Here is a 15,170-nt window from a genome sequence, read left to right on the forward strand (position 1 = left end):
CAGGTCGCTTCGTTCCCAGCGCGTCGGTGACGAGATCGTCCAGGTATGGATCGAGGTGCCCAAGAGACTCAACAAGCGGCAGGAGCAATTGCTGCGCGAGTACGCCGCCACGGAGGACGCTTCGGTCCTGCCCGAGTCAAAGGGTTTCTTCGAGAAGGTGGCTGAGTTCTTCGCCGGGTCGAATCGGGAAGACTCAGGAAACAGGGATCACTAAGCGGCGATGAAGAAGAAGATCGTCATACCGTCAGAGGAGGATGTGGCTCGCTTCGGCGGTGGGCAAAAATCGACCGAAATGCCGGGCTCGCCGGAAGGTGCGCCAACGAGCGAAGCCGCCACCCCACCGGCCGGGGAAACGCCGCCTGAGTCGGCACCATCGGCTGCTGACCAAGCCGCCTCCCCCGAGACTCTGAACGCAGAGGCCGAACAGTGGAAGGACAAGTTCCTGCGAGCCAAGGCCGATTTGCTGAACTATCAGCGACGGGCGGAAAAGGAGCGAGCCGAATCACTGCGATACGCAAACGCCGGGCTGGTTAAAGCGTTGTTGCCGGTCTTGGACGATCTGGAGCGGGTGGTCGCCGCGGCGGCTGAACACAAGAATGATCCCGAAGCATTGGTTGCAGGTCTCAGGCTGACGCTTGAAAACTGCCTCAAGACTCTCAAGAGCTTCGGCGTTGAACCGATCGAAGCGGCGGGCAAACCCTTCGACCCGAACCAGCACGAGGCGATCATGCAGCAGCCCAGCGATGAGCATACCGCGCCGACCGTGCTGAGCGAGATGCTCAAGGGCTACCGCCTCCATGAACGGGTCCTGAGGCCGTCTCGCGTGGTCGTATCCAAGCCCGCCGAGCCTCCCGCAGCCGCCGGCAATAGTGAGGGAAAGCAACCCGAGGAGTAAACCATGCCGACTTATGATTACGAATGTTCTGCTTGCGGACATCAGTTTGAGTTGTTTCAGAGCATCACTGCCAAGCCGCAGAAGAAGTGCCCGTCATGTGGACGTGCTGCCGCCAGACGTCTCATCGGGGCAGGAGCCGGCCTGATCTTCAAGGGTTCGGGTTTCTACATCACTGACTACCGCAGTGACAGCTACAAACAGGCGGCCAAGTCTGAATCCGAGTCCTCCAGCGGCAAGAAAGACAGTGGCGGGGAGACCAAGGCATCCTCGGATGCCAAGCCGGCGGCGAAGGCTAAACCGACCAACGGCACCGGCAAGAGAACATAAGAACGTAGTTGGGCAGGATGCCGGCCCGTCGTGACCTTCTTGCTGCCTTGCGGAAAGGCTGTTATGCCGACGCTGGAATGCCCAATATGCCAGCGATCCATCGTCTACACCTCTATCAAGGAGGTGCCCTTCAGACCCTTTTGCAGCAAACGCTGCAAGCTCGTTGATCTTGGCCGCTGGCTGAACGAGGAATACCGCATCAGCGAGGAGATTCCTCCCGACCTGACGGAAACCGGCAGTAGTCCGCCTCCGCCCGCCGATGGCATCGCGCCATGAGGGCCTCAAGTCTTTTCGCCTGACGATGACCCCGGGTCGTCGATGACGCGTTTGGGCGTCGGTATTGATGGGGTTCCGTCGGCGGTTATAATGCCACCCGTTGGATCGATGCCAGGAGGATGCCGGAACGATCGGCCAAGACCCGATGCCCGGCACAAGTGGGTGCTACGTCGGACCGTCAGTCGATAAGACGCAACAATCTCTCATTTCGATTCTGGAGGTTGAGTCATGACCGATCAAACCAACGAGCTTCGCAGAATCAACTGGTCGGAGTGTTTCGCTTTCACGAACATCTTCAAGACCTTTCGGACGGCAATAGGTCCCACCAAACTGTTGTTGGCGATGGCCGGCCTGTTGTTGATGGGCTTCTCAGGATGGTTTCTTGATGCGATCTGGAGTTCAAAACACCAGGCCGTCAGGGGCGCGGTCGTTGAATACGTGGTCAGTGGTCGGGCCGGAGCCCACCGAGACGGCAATCGAGAGGTGTTGGCCAAGAGGCTGCGCGTTCTCTACCAGGAGATGGGTGGCATCGCCGACGACCGAGTCGCTGCGGTGACCGACAGATTCAAAGACGATCCGAACGCAGCCGTCGACGACGCGATCAAGGATCTCAAGAGCAGGTACGCTGCCGAGTGCGCCGCCGCAAAAGAGAAAGTTGATTCCCTCAAGAAGCAAGAGGCGGATCGTGAGAAGGAATACCGGAAGCAGATGGCCGGTATCGCCCGCGACAAGAATCGCATTGCCGCCGAACTGGAAGCGCTTCGGCCGCAGGGAGTCTTCAAAACGTTTCTCTCCTATGAGACCGAATGTGTTTACCAGATGCTCGATGCCGCCCGCGTCCTCAACTTCACCAACCTGCTCATTCCGACGATCACCTCCGGCTCGGGCGGATTGAAGGATTACGGCCCTTGGGCGGATGCCCCTGCGAGCGTACTGAACGTCAAAGACGCCGCGTTCACAGAGCTCAGTGTCAGAACCGGGCCCCACGGATTTGGCGTCCTTCCGAGTGTTTTCCTGATGCTTCGTGGCTTGCAGTGGCTGGTCTTCAAGCATGGGTTCTTTGCCCTGTTGTTCCTTCTGGTCTCGCTGGCAATCTGGTCCCTGTTCGGAGGGGCGATCTGCCGGGTGGCGGCGATGAATTATGCCCGGGACGAACAGGTCGGCTTCAAGGCCGCGATGGCCTTTGCCTGCCGCAAATTCCTGGGTTTCTTTGCCGCCCCGTTGCTACCGGTGTTGATGGTGGTGGGCATCGGTGTGTGTCTTTTTGTCGGTGGGCTGTTTCTCTCCATACCGTACGTCGGCGAAATCCTCGGCGGTCTCCTGATGGGACTGGCTCTTTTGGGCGGCTTCCTCATCGCTTTGGTCGTGCTCGGAGCCATTGGCGGGTGCGGGCTGATGTGGCCGACCATCGCGGTCGAGGGCTCGGACGCCTTCGACGCAATCTCCCGAAGCTACAGTTATCTGTATTCGCGGCCCTGGCGGACGGCATTCTATGCCCTCGTGGCAACCGTCTACGGCGCGTTCTGCTACCTGTTTGTGAGGTTCTTTGTACTGGTCGTTCTCAAGAGCACTCAGTTCTTCGTGGGATTGGGTACAACATGGGCCCGCCGACCCGGCACGGGGATTGCCGAGGGAACCAAACTGGATGCGATGTGGGCCAGGTCTTCTTTCAACGACCTTTATCCTCTGCCACCGACCTTCGGAGCCGAGGGCTGGGACAAGGCTGGTGCGGTGCTGATCGGCATCTGGGCTCTCCTGCTGGTGATGTTACTGTGTGCTTACTTGGTGTCGTTCTTCTTCTCCGGCTCAACCATCATCTACTATCTCCTGCGCCGCGAGGTCGATGCGACGGAGATGAGCGAAATCTTTGTGGAGGAGGAACCGGAAACACCCGCAACGCCTGCCGCCACCGGCTCGACTGCTCCGGCCTCAACGCCTCCTGCCTCCGGTCTCGGGGAAACTCAAAGCGCTGACTCGGGGGGAGGCGCAGGTTCCTCGACTCCTGGGGAGCCTGCGGGCTGATCGGGTTGAACCCGGGCGAGCACAGGGCTCGTGACCGTTTGGGCCGGCTGTTTCGGAATCGGTAACGGTTCACGGTATCCTCTGGCGCCAAGGGGCTTGGCATGGCGTGTTAATGCTTCTGAGCTTTGGGAGTGGTTTTGCCCGAGAAGTATAAAACGAGACGCCGGCGGTGGGCGGTGGAACCGACCCAGGAGCAGATCTGTCGGCGACGGATTGCCAAGTTGGAGGGCGACGTGGCACACTGGAAGCCCGGTGCCGCATTCGCGGGGGTGTAGTACGAGGCCTTGCGGGCACGGGTCCAGCCGTGCCGCGCAGGAACGTGGATGAAACGGACCACCGGGGAATGGCAAGTCCCTCTGTTGTTCGGCGTGATTCACTGGTGGCAAGCAATGACGGCGAAGAAGTTGCGGCAGCCCTTGGATCAGGCTTGCGGCGAATTGATCGCGACGGCCGAGCAAGCCCCGCCGGGTGCGAATGACCGGAACCTGGCCAAGTGGTTTCCGCTACATGGGGATGCCTACCTTCGCTTCATCACGAGGCCGGGGATCGAGCCGTGGAACAACTCTGCCGAACAGGCGATGCGATTCGTGGTCATTGACCGACCCATAACCCAGGCAACCCGAAGCGAGCGGGGCCAAGGCTTGTGCGAGCGAGTTTGGACCGTCATCGCCATCTGTGCCCAACAAACCCGCTTCGCGTTCGAGTGCCTTCGCGAAGCCATCTCGGCCTACCTGCCAAACCAACCCATCCCCTCCCTTGTTCCGACCGGGCCGAGAACGGGTACATGAATTCGAACCCAACCCCACAGGACTGGTCGGATCTGCTGGCAAATCTGGAAGTCCAGGGCCTTCGGCGGTCCTTCAGAATCCTCGAATCCGGGCAGGGGACCTACATCAACGTGGCCGGTCGCATGCTCATGAATCTGGCCAGCAACGATTACCTCGGGCTGGCTGCCCACCCCTGCATAGTCCAAGCGGTCAAGGAAGCTGTCGATCGCTGGGGCTGGGGAGCAGGCGCCTCCAGACTGGTTTCAGGCACGATGAGAATACACGCCGATCTTGAATCGCGCCTGGCAACCTTCAAGGGTGCCGAGGCTGCCCTCGTCTGCCCAACCGGCTACCAAGCCAATCTTGCAGCCATCCGCGGGTTGGCAGGACGAGGTGATGTGATATTTCTGGACAAATTGAATCATGCGAGCATCATTGACGCTTCACTTGCGCGTGGACCGGCCAGATTGGAGGCTCCCGTTGTCAGGGTTTTCCCGCATCGTGATTACCGGCGCCTGGAGAGGCTGCTGGACAAGGCAAAAGGGACGCGTCGAAGGATCATTGTTACCGATTCGATCTTCAGTATGGACGGAGACTTCGCGGACCTTTCAATGCTAGTTGAACTCAAGAGCCGCTATGATGCCCTCCTGATCGTGGACGAGGCACACGCCACTGGTGTATGGGGCGAGCACGGCCGGGGGCTGGCAGAGGCCATGGATGTGACTGAAAAGATCGATGTTGCCGTGGGGACGCTCAGCAAGGCACTCGGCGGCCTGGGGGGTTTCATTGCTGCATCGCGAGAAATCATCGACTGGCTGGTCAACACCGCTCGTCCCTTCATCTACACAACGGCTTTGCCACCAGCGGCCTGCGCTGCTGCGATGGCCGCACTCGATCTTGTCGAGCGGGAGCCGGGGCGACGTTTGGGCCTGATCAGGATGGCTGCGTGGTTTCGCGAACAAGTTGCAGGCGGCCTCGGGTTGGATATTGCGGGGTCGTGCAGCCAGATCATCCCGATCATTGTTGGTCCGGTCGATCGCACGGTCGAGCTATCGCGAGCGCTGGAGGAAGCCGGCTTCCTGGTTCCAGCCATCCGGCCACCGACCGTTCCCAAAGGCAAGTCCCGCTTGCGGATCAGTTTATGCGCTGACCACCAGCAAACCGACCTTGCCAGACTGCTCGATGTTCTGGGCACAGTCTGCCGAAAGAGATGAGTCCGCGCGATTGGTTTTTGGCGGGGCGATGTCCAGGGTCAGATCCGGGCAGGCTCGGCCAGTGAGGGAAGAAGGACCCCAGAAACCGGTCAGAGATCGCCGGCATGCGAACGGGCACCGGTTGATCTTTGCGATCCGTTAGACTAAGTTACGGATGACAAAAGCGGTTGGTATCGCCGACAAGGCCTGCCCCCATCGTCTAGTGGCCTAGGATATCAGGTTCTCATCCTGGAGACGGGGGTTCGAGTCCCCCTGGGGGTATGCGGTGGCACAACTCGCCATCTGATGACAGGAGCGGTCATAAGTGACCGCTCCTTCCGCTTTTACGGATGGCGTGTTTGCATGCGAGTCAGCAACGACTTTCGGCGCATATCGGTTTTCTCGGGGACATCGCCCGAGCCAGCGACACAACGACCGTATCGCTGATTAACAGGCATCCGTAAAATGCTGCCGTGGTCGTAATGGCTCGGACCCTGCGTTGAGGTGATCCCATGCGGCGTTGTTCCGATCAAGGTCTTCCGATGACGCTCATCCATCTTTCAGCCATCGTTGCGGTTGCTTCCTCGAACTTGGCGGCCGAAACGCTCTACAATGGCATTGTCCTGCCCGATGAATGGCCGCCGCGGATCAAGGAATTGGACCGTGAACCGATGCCGGTCCCATACCTCAGGGCCGACCCCGAAATCATCCCCGTCGACGTGGGCCGGCAGCTCTTTGTGGACGACTTCCTGATCGAAGAGACCACCCTCCTGCGCACGTATCACACTGCTCGCTATCACCCTGACAACCCGGTAGTGAAGCCCGACAAGCCGTGGGAAAACGAGCCGGCGGACGGCAAACCCTGCGCGATGGTGTTCAGCGACGGCGTGTGGTACGACCCGGCCGCCGGGTTCTTCAAAATGTGGTACATGGGCGGGTATTGCAGAAGCACCTGTTACGCCACGAGCAAGGATGGAATCCACTGGGACAAGCCGTCTCTGGATGTCGTACCGGGCACAAACGTGGTCCTGGAGAAATCGAGGGATTCGAATACCGTCTGGCTCGACTTGAAGGAGTCGAATCCCGCCCGGCGATACAAGATGTTCATTGTCACGCAACGACGTGATGCCAAGGGCGGCGTCGACATGGCCCTGTACTACTCGCCGGATGGCATGCACTGGGGAGAGCCCGTTGCGGCCAACTGGGCCGGCGGCGACCGCTCGACCTTTTTCTACAATCCCTTCCGCAACAAGTGGGTCTACAGCGTCAGAATCAGCCGGGACCATGTCGGCAGGGCAAGGTTGTATGCCGAATGCACGGACTTGGCCGACGGGCTTGCGCGCATAGACGACATCGGCCGGCTTTGGACATGCGCGGATCGACTTGATCCTCGCAACCCCAACCAGGCGCTCAAGAATGTCGAACCACAGTTATACAATCTGGATGTCGTCGCATACGAAAGCCTGATGCTGGGGCTGTTCTCGATATGGCAGGGGGATCCGGGTCGGCCCGGCGAGAAACGTAACGAGGTGTTACTGGGCTTCAGCCGTGACGGATTCCACTGGTTTCGACCGGACCGCCGGCCATTTGCCGCTGTCAACGAGAGCCCGGATGCGTGGAACTGGGGCAACGTCCAGTCGGCCGGCGGCGGGTGCCTGGTAGTGGGCGATCACCTGTATTTCTACGTTAGTGGCCGGGGTCAGAAACGCGCGACCGACGCCGCGTCCACCGGCTTGGCCATCCTGCGCCGCGACGGTTTCGCCTCGATGGACGCCGGAGAAAGCCCCGGCACGTTGACTACCCGCCCCATCCGGTTCAGCGGCAACCATCTCTTCGTCAACGCCGATGCCCGCGGCGGCGAGCTGCGAGTCGAAGTACTCGATCTCGACGGTGAGGTTTATCCGGCGCTGAGCCGCAGGTTCTGTATGCCCATTACCACCGACGCCACGATTCAGCGGGTGCGATGGATGGAACCTGTCGACTTGTCCGCCTTGGCCGGCAAACCAGTGCGGTTTCGATTTCATCTGACCAACGCCAAGCTCTACTCCTTCTGGGTCAGCCACGACGAATCGGGGGCCAGTTACGGCTATGTCGCCGCCGGCGGACCAGGCTACACCGAGTCTCGCGACACGGTCGGCGAGGCTGCTTACAGAGCGAGCCGCGACGTGGTGACTTCCGCGGCCAGCCGGCCGGCGCCGTCCGGCGAATGGATGTGCGTCACTTCGCACGCCGCGTTCACACCGCGCGATACAGCCGAGGATTTCGTTCTGGACGGCAAGATGTGGCTCAGTAATGGCTGGCGCTCCAGGCTCGGTACCAGGGACTCGACGTTTACTCCTGACCTGTGGTCTTCGAGTGACGGGGTGAAATGGACGCTGGTCACCGACAAGACACCCTACGACCCATACAGCGAGATGGTTGTCTTCCAGGACAAGGTATGGGCCATCAAGGCCAGCGTGTGGAACTCGACGGACGGCGTGCGATGGACCAAGGTGCTGGACAAAACGCCGTTCGGCAGTCGCGGCTACGGTGAGGCGGTGGTGTTCAAGGACCGCATCTGGCAACTAGGCAGCGGCGCCGACGTCTGGTCCACCGCCGACGGCGTGAACTGGATCTGCGCCGTGGAGAACGCTCCGTTCGGCACTCGCACGGCCTCGGCCGTCACGGCATACGATGGGAAACTGTGGCTGATGGCCGGCAACACCCCGGGGGCCAATGAGCCGGTGGAAAAAGGCTACAAGGACGTCACGACCCACAATGACGTATGGTGCTCGGAAGACGGCGCTCACTGGACGCGCGTTCTCGAGCATGCGCCCTGGTCACCACGGCAATGGTGTGTGGCGGCGGTCTACGCCGGCCGACTGTGGCTCATCGGCGGATATGACAATGTCCGAGCCGGCAATCTTGGGGATGTGTGGACCACCACCGATGGCCGTGACTGGCGGCCATTCGAGTCGCCTGTCCGGTTTGCCCCCCGCCACGAGGTTACGCCGTACGTTTTTGACGGCAGCCTGTGGGTCGTCGCCGGGAATACCTGGCCGGTGGTCAATGACGTGTGGCGGTTAACCTTGCCGGCCGGTGGCCCAATGCGTGATGCCAGGTGATATGACGGCGTGGTGATGGCCACGCGAAAGGACAAAAGCATGAATGCAACGCTGAACCGGAGAATCGGTTTGGGTGGCGTCTTGGTGCTGCTGTCGGCGGTCTCCTGGGGGCCGGCAGCCACAGAAGATCTGGGCAACGGCTTCCTGCATCATGGCGTGGCCACGCCGGTCAGCATGCATCGGGGCACGGTGGCCACGGTCGACGGTCAGGGACGCAACATCGTCCTGGTCTGGCTGTTCGATCATCGCGGGGGATACGCCTTGCTGCTGATCGATGCCGAAACGGGCAAGAGCCAGGAGTTTCCCATGCCCTTCCCGCCCGGCGGGGATTGTCCTTATGCCTCGATTCTCTCCAGCAAGAACAAGTTTTATACGCATTTCAACAGTCATTTTGTCGAGTTCGACCCCGCCAAGCGGGCCTTTACGTTTCATCATCAAACCGTGCCGCAAATGGCCATGGGCATGACCGAGGACGATCGCGGGGTGATCTGGTCGGTCACCTATCCGCAGAGCGGCGTCGCTTCCTTTGATCCGAATACCCGCGAGTTCAAGGACTATGGCCACGTACACAAGGAGAACTGGCAGCAATATCAGCGCTACGTCGCCGCCGACGATGCCGGATGGATTTACTTCGGGCTGGGCAACACCGCCAGTCACATCATCGGTTTTGATCCGCGCACCGGGAAGGCCAAGCCCATGATCCCGGAAAGCGAGCGCGGGCGGGGAACCGCCGAAGTACACCGTGACATGAACGGCAAAGTCTATGGCTGTCCGCTTGTCGGACAGGACGACTGGTACGAGTTTCACAACGGGCAGGCCCGAAGAATCGGAAAACGGCCGGAGATCCGCAAGAAGCCCGTCATCACTTCTTCTCAAAGCCTCTTTCACACTGCTTTCCCGGATGGCAAGCGGCTGAAAAGTTGCGACCTGGTCGAACGTACGCTGACCGTAGTGAACCCGATAAGCCGCGAGACGCGACAAGTCCGGTTCGACTACCACAGCGAGGGGGCGCACATCATGGGCCTGGCTGTCGCACCTGATGACACCATCTGCGGCGGCACCGCTTTCCCGATGCGGTTCTTCAGCTATAACCCGGCGACAGACAAATGGATAAACCGCGAATGCTATATCCAGTGGAACACGGTCGCCCGGCAGGGGGATCGGTTCTTTGTCGGCGGCTACACTCACGGGTTTCTACTGGAGTGGGATCCGGCCAAACCCTGGGTGCCGACCGAAAAAGGCAATAAGGCCTCCAATCCGCTATTCCTGACGGAGTGTCATCCCACGATCAACCGCCCTCATGAACTGCTGGCTCACCCCGATGGCAATACTCTTGTGCTTGCCGGCACCCCGGAATATGGCTATACCGGCGGCGGGCTGATGTTCTGGGACCGCAAAACCCAAACGCGCATCCTGCTCGAACATACGGACATTCTACCTGACCAGGCGACCATGAGCCTGGCGGCCTTGCCAAACGGCAAGCTGCTAGGCGGGACGACCACAAGCCCCGGAACCGGCGGCGAGCGAAAGGCCAAACAGGCCGAACTGTACATCATGGACATGCGCACCCGGAAACTGGAGTGGCACGAGGCGGTCTTTCAAGGTACCCAAGACTACACCGATCTGTGTCCGGGCCCCGAGGGTCTGATCTACGGTGTGGCGGACCGGGCTCGTTTCTTTGTCTTCGACCCGGCCAAACGCAAAGTGGTCCACGAACAGGACACCCGGACGCAATTCGGCCTGACGAACTCCCAACAAGGTCCGCGGATCTTTGTGACCGATCGTCAGGGGGGTACCTACATGCTGTTCGTCAAAGGAATCTGCCGCATTGAGCCGGGCACTTTCGAGATCGAGCTGCTGGCCGAATCCCCCGTGCCCGTTGGTCCCGGCGGAGACTACCACAAAGGTCGCGTCTACTTTGCCAGTGGGTCGCATCTGTACAGCTACAGAGTTTCGGGAAAGTCGGGAGACTGACGCTCTCCCGAAACACAACAACGCGGCGTTGACGGCGAAGCCCGAGCAGCTCTGCGGATACAGGATTGCCTTCTTCGCACAGGTCGACCAGGCCAATCCCTGGGCGCACTGCGAGCAATTCAGTCGAGTTCCAGAGTCAGCGTGCGGCCGTCGGCTACGTCCAATTGCACTCGGTCGTCAGGGCCCTCAACCACGTTGTACATCTCGCGGACCTGCTCGCCCTCTTGATCATCCACCGTCACTTTCCACTTGGCGGGAGGCGGATAAACGAAGAGCAGCGACGGCGATCGCCCTTGCCCGCTGATTCGGATCCTGTCCTTCTTGACCGAGATGTCGAGCACCAGTTGCCGCAAAGCCACGCGCGTGACCGTTGCTTCGGGCCAGTCGGAGGGCAAGCGAGGATTGATCTCCAGCCCATCGCCGCGAGCCCGCAAGCCGAGGAATCCGTCCACCACGATCTGCGGCACCAGAATGCTTTCGAAGAACTCACGATCCATACCCAGGCCGCCTGGAGGGCCTCCTCCCTGCAGCGTGCCGCGCGTGCCGTCCTTGTAGTACTCGCGATAGCCGCCGGCCGCCTGAACCTCATCGTACCAGGCGAGAATCTCCTTCAGCCGCTGCCACGCATCGTCAGGACCGAGCACCTTGAGCCGGGCCATCAGGTCATGATACGAGAAGCCCAGCACCGCACCGCCGTCCTGCACCTGGCCGCCCCAGGGAATGGTCTCAGGGGTATTCCATATCCACATGTACCACTCGACATTGCGTTTGGTCGAGGCCCGCGGGCCGAAACGCCAGTGATAGATATCCGCGCCCTTGGAGGTGTCGCCCTCGACGATCCGCTTGCCGGTCAGCCAATCCATGATCGAACGGGCCTGCTCGGGCGTGGCGAAGTCGTAATGAATCGCCTCGCAGTTCATGAAGGTGTAGCCGTAGTCGTGCATCTTGCCGTCGGCGTCCAAGCCGGTGACGAAACGGCCGGTGTCCTTGTTCCAGAAGAGCTGGCCAGCGTATTGCTTCACCTCGCGGGCGTGCTCGGCCAGTTCCTTCGGGTCCAGCCGCAGCGGTCCGCCGGGCATGTTCCACTCCGGATGGCGCGAGATCTCAGTCTCGAGTCGGCTCATGTAGTTCAGCGTGCTGTAATACTGCACCGTGGCGTACCCGTCGCGATAGCCGCAGGGCAGCAGGTCCCAGTAGTTGTGGCCGATGCCGCGTCCGGAATGGGTGGTCTTCTTACCGTCCGCGGCTACGTCGAAGCCCGGCCGTCCGTCATGACCGGGAAACGGCGTGACGATGCATTTTTCCTTGGCCGCGCCGAAATCGGTCATCATGTAGCGAACGGCCAGGCGCATCCGCTGCAGGTTGTCGCGGAGGAAGTTCAGATCGCCGGTCCACCAGAAGTACTGGCAGCACCCGCGTGTAAAACACGAGTTGTTGATGTTGTGCCGCGTGTCGTACTGAGTGAACAGGGCCTGGATCCCCACCTTGGCGGGTCCGGTGTTACCAAAGTTGATGCCCAGCCGCGTGATCTTGCCCTTCCACAGCGGCGACTGGTACACCGGGATCATGGTGTAAACGATGCCTTGGGCCTTGGTGATGGGCGGGAAGTGGAAACGGCGCGGCGGGATGGTCGCCCCCGAGTCGCCTTCTCCCCATTCGATGTAAGGTTGTGCGTTCTCCAGGTCCTCTGCTCGCCACCGAAGCTGAATGAACGGCGACTGCTCCGGGTCTATCTCCAGCGGCGGGGTGCGCACGGCCGCATCCGGAGCGGTCAGTTCCACATTCCACGCGTGCTCGGCGATGCCCAGATCCTTGCCGCCGACGATCTCCCAGCCGTCCTGCTTTTTCTCCTCGGTTCCGTGCCAGCCCTGCGGCACATGCTGCAGCGAGAAGTGCCAGCCCCAGGTGCCCGGCCCGCCCTGGGCCCAGAAGGGGAATGGCCAGCCGTGTTGGTGGGCGATCGAGGCGTGCTGGTGCGTAGACACGTAGCCGTCGGCGTCGATGTGCCGGTTGGACAGCGTCTTGGCCCACGCGGCCCGCAGGCCGGCGCTTCGGTTTCCGGTCTCGACCGCCGGCCAGAGCGTCGGGGCGCTCATCCACTCGTCCCACATCGTCGCCAGCGGCCCGGCCGGCGGCTGATAATGCCGGTAGTACAGGTCCCGCAGGCTGGCCATGGCCTTGTCCTGGCCGGGAACGATGAATCGCGGGAAGTCATCGGGAATCATCAAAGGCTGAGCAAACGTGGACGCGGCACAGCAGGCAGCCAAAACGACGGCAGGCACGAAACGCAATGGACCCATGACGCATTCTCCAACGGGACCCCGGACGAACCCACAGGCAGTGTATGGCTCGAGATGCGAACGATCAACGATCGGCCGCGCTCGACCGAGAATCCTTTCTCGGTCGCCGGGTGCCACTGACGGCTTGCCCGCCAGTCTTTCGCTCGACCGAGAATCCCTTCTCGGTCGCACTTCATCCCGGATGCCACAGGAGAATCGCTCCGGCTTGCTGACCCGAGCAGTTCGACCATGGCCATTGAGGCTTCAACACGCTTGATATACTCTGGCCGTGTAGTTCTTGGACAACGAACCCGCAGAATCACAAGGAGAAGCCATGAGTCCTCGTCAAATCATCAGAATTGGTGCAGCGGTTCTGTTTGTTGGCATCATTGTTTTCACCCCGGCAGCCCGTGCCGATGTGCGGTTGCCCTCCGTCATCGGCGACCACATGGTCATGCAGCGTGATATGCCGCTGCCGGTCTGGGGTTGGGCCGATCCCGGCGAGGAGGTCGCCGTCACTCTCGGCGACGCCGGCATCTCGACCAAGGCCGGCCCGGACGGCAAATGGATGGTCAAGCTCCCGGTGATGCCGGCCGGCGGACCGCACAGTCTGATCGTTAAGGGCAAGAACACGATCACGTTGACCGACGTTTTGGTCGGCGAGGTGTGGGTATGTTCCGGCCAGTCGAACATGGAAATGGGCATCAACAGCATCCAGGACGCCGAAAAGGAGGTGGCCGCGGCCCGGTATCCGAACATCCGACTGTATCATGTCTGCCCATACAGAACTGCAACCGAACCGCAGGACGATTTCAAGGCCGAATGGCACCCCTGCTCGCCTGACACCATCAAGAAAACCGGCGCGTTCTGGACCTCCGGTTTTCCCGCCACCGCCTACTTTTTCGGTCGGCAGCTTCACAAGGAACTCGACGTCCCGGTGGGCCTGATCGCCACTGCATGGGGCGGCACGCGGATCGAACCGTGGACGCCGCGGGCAGGCTTCGAGTCAGTGCCGTCGCTGAAGGACATTGTCAAAGTCATTGATGAGGCGACACCCAAGTTCAACGCGGCGGTCCGCAAGGCGGTGGAGGACACCGAAAAGTGGCTGCCCGCAGCCAAGAAGGCCATTGAGGAAGGCAAGCGCGTGCCGCCGCCGCCCGAGTGGCCCAAGCATCGGCTCGAGAACAACGCCGAGCCCACCAGCATCTACAACGCGATGGTCCACCCGCTGGTCCCGTTCGGCATTCGCGGGGCCATCTGGTACCAGGGCGAGTCAAACCACATGGACGGCATGGCCTACTTCGACAAGATGCAGGCCCTGATCAACGGATGGCGGAAGATCTGGGCCCAAGGCGACTTCCCGTTCTACTACGTTCAGATCGCCCCGTTCGATGCTATCTATCCGGACGACACGCTGCCGCGCTTGTGGGAGGCCCAGCTTGCGGCCTTATCTATCCCCAACACCGGCATGGCCGTCACCGTTGACATTGCCGACCTCAAGGACATCCACCCGAAGAACAAGCAAGACGTCGGCAAGCGCCTCGCCTTGTGGGCCCTGGCCAAGACCTACGGCAAGACCGGCTTCGAGTATTCCGGTCCACTCTACAAGTCGATGGCCGTCGAGGGCAGCAAGATCCGGCTTAGGTTCGACCATGTCGGCAGCGGCCTCATCTCGCGCGACGGCAAGCCGCTGAGCTGGTTCGAGATCGCCGGCGAGGACAAGAAGTTCGTCAACGCCGAGGCGGTCATCGATGGCGAAACGGTGGTGGTGAGCAGCGCCGAGGTTCCCCAGCCGGTGGCAGTGCGTTTCGGCTGGAGCCGTAAGGCCGAACCCAACCTGTCCAACAAGGCCGGCCTCCCGGCCTCGCCGTTTCGTACGGACAAGTGGTGACCGGACCGCTCTGGGACGTGAACCGGGCAGGGTCCGCGCCGCCGGATCATCTGCAACTGCATCAGATGCATACGGGCCAAAGAGGGCGTTGGCCCTACTGGTGGTGCCGACGCCCTCGTCGGCACGTTTTGAGTTGTTCACCCCCGCCTTGGCCGGAATCACTGATTCCCTATAGGATGCGGACGAACTGACATTCCGCTCGGCCCGGAATCCGTTCCAGGCCTGTCCCGCGAAGCGTTTGCCGCCGAGCAGGGCCGTCTGGCCTGGCGGATCCATGCCGCGTTCGGTGAGAATGAGGATGGGAATCCTCCACGCGGAAGGCCCCAGAACGGATTCTGGGGCCAGCGACCCCAGAAAGTATTCTGAGGGCACTGACCCCATAAAGGATTCTGGGACCAGTGAAGGGATTTTGCAGCCAGCAAACAAATGGAGACAGTGAGGT

The 15,170-nt window shown here is 61.1% G+C and carries 11 protein-coding genes and 1 tRNA gene; 11 read left to right on the forward strand and 1 reads right to left on the reverse strand.

The window, feature by feature from the left end:
- The 10 genes from PLL20_14370 to PLL20_14415 form a co-directional block, all read left to right on the forward strand.
- Window positions 1-214: hypothetical protein (locus tag PLL20_14370; GenBank protein HPD31174.1), on the forward strand; the 214-nt coding region annotated here is incomplete at its 5' end.
- Between the two features lie 6 nt (window positions 215-220).
- Complete coding sequence (grpE, locus tag PLL20_14375; GenBank protein ID HPD31175.1) at window positions 221-895, forward strand: nucleotide exchange factor GrpE; 675 nt, start codon at window positions 221-223, stop codon at window positions 893-895.
- A gap of 3 nt (window positions 896-898) precedes the next feature.
- Window positions 899-1,222, forward strand: coding sequence for a zinc ribbon domain-containing protein (locus tag PLL20_14380; GenBank protein HPD31176.1), 324 nt, complete (start codon window positions 899-901; stop codon window positions 1,220-1,222).
- A 63-nt stretch (window positions 1,223-1,285) separates the two neighbouring features.
- Complete coding sequence (locus PLL20_14385) at window positions 1,286-1,498, forward strand: DNA gyrase inhibitor YacG (protein HPD31177.1); 213 nt, start codon at window positions 1,286-1,288, stop codon at window positions 1,496-1,498.
- A gap of 228 nt (window positions 1,499-1,726) precedes the next feature.
- A complete protein-coding gene (locus tag PLL20_14390; protein ID HPD31178.1) occupies window positions 1,727-3,520 on the forward strand; it encodes a hypothetical protein in 1,794 nt (597 codons plus the stop codon).
- A gap of 323 nt (window positions 3,521-3,843) precedes the next feature.
- Window positions 3,844-4,308 carry a transposase gene (locus tag PLL20_14395; protein ID HPD31179.1) on the forward strand — a complete coding sequence of 155 codons (465 nt, stop codon included), beginning with the start codon at window positions 3,844-3,846 and terminating at the stop codon, window positions 4,306-4,308.
- The gene (gene bioF / locus PLL20_14400; GenBank protein HPD31180.1) at window positions 4,305-5,501 is read left to right on the forward strand and encodes an 8-amino-7-oxononanoate synthase; all 1,197 of its coding nucleotides are present in this window, start codon (window positions 4,305-4,307) and stop codon (window positions 5,499-5,501) included. Before PLL20_14395 ends, bioF begins: the two co-directional genes overlap by 4 nt.
- A gap of 188 nt (window positions 5,502-5,689) precedes the next feature.
- A tRNA-Glu gene (locus PLL20_14405) sits at window positions 5,690-5,762 on the forward strand.
- Between the two features lie 230 nt (window positions 5,763-5,992).
- Window positions 5,993-8,584 (forward strand): hypothetical protein, encoded by a 2,592-nt coding sequence (locus PLL20_14410; protein ID HPD31181.1) that lies wholly within the window; start codon window positions 5,993-5,995, stop codon window positions 8,582-8,584.
- A 39-nt stretch (window positions 8,585-8,623) separates the two neighbouring features.
- Window positions 8,624-10,558 carry a hypothetical protein gene (locus PLL20_14415; GenBank protein ID HPD31182.1) on the forward strand — a complete coding sequence of 645 codons (1,935 nt, stop codon included), beginning with the start codon at window positions 8,624-8,626 and terminating at the stop codon, window positions 10,556-10,558.
- A gap of 119 nt (window positions 10,559-10,677) precedes the next feature.
- Here PLL20_14415 and PLL20_14420 read toward each other — a convergent pair whose 3' ends face one another.
- Window positions 10,678-12,858, reverse strand: a complete 2,181-nt coding sequence (locus PLL20_14420; protein HPD31183.1) for a hypothetical protein — start codon at window positions 12,856-12,858, stop codon at window positions 10,678-10,680.
- A gap of 313 nt (window positions 12,859-13,171) precedes the next feature.
- On the opposite strand from PLL20_14420, the gene PLL20_14425 reads away from it, so the two are divergent.
- Window positions 13,172-14,728 (forward strand): sialate O-acetylesterase, encoded by a 1,557-nt coding sequence (locus tag PLL20_14425; protein HPD31184.1) that lies wholly within the window; start codon window positions 13,172-13,174, stop codon window positions 14,726-14,728.
- Window positions 14,729-15,170: the final 442 nt, after the last annotated feature.

The sequence above is a fragment of the Phycisphaerae bacterium genome, from assembly GCA_035384605.1.
GTDB lineage: Bacteria > Planctomycetota > Phycisphaerae > UBA1845 > PWPN01 > JAUCQB01.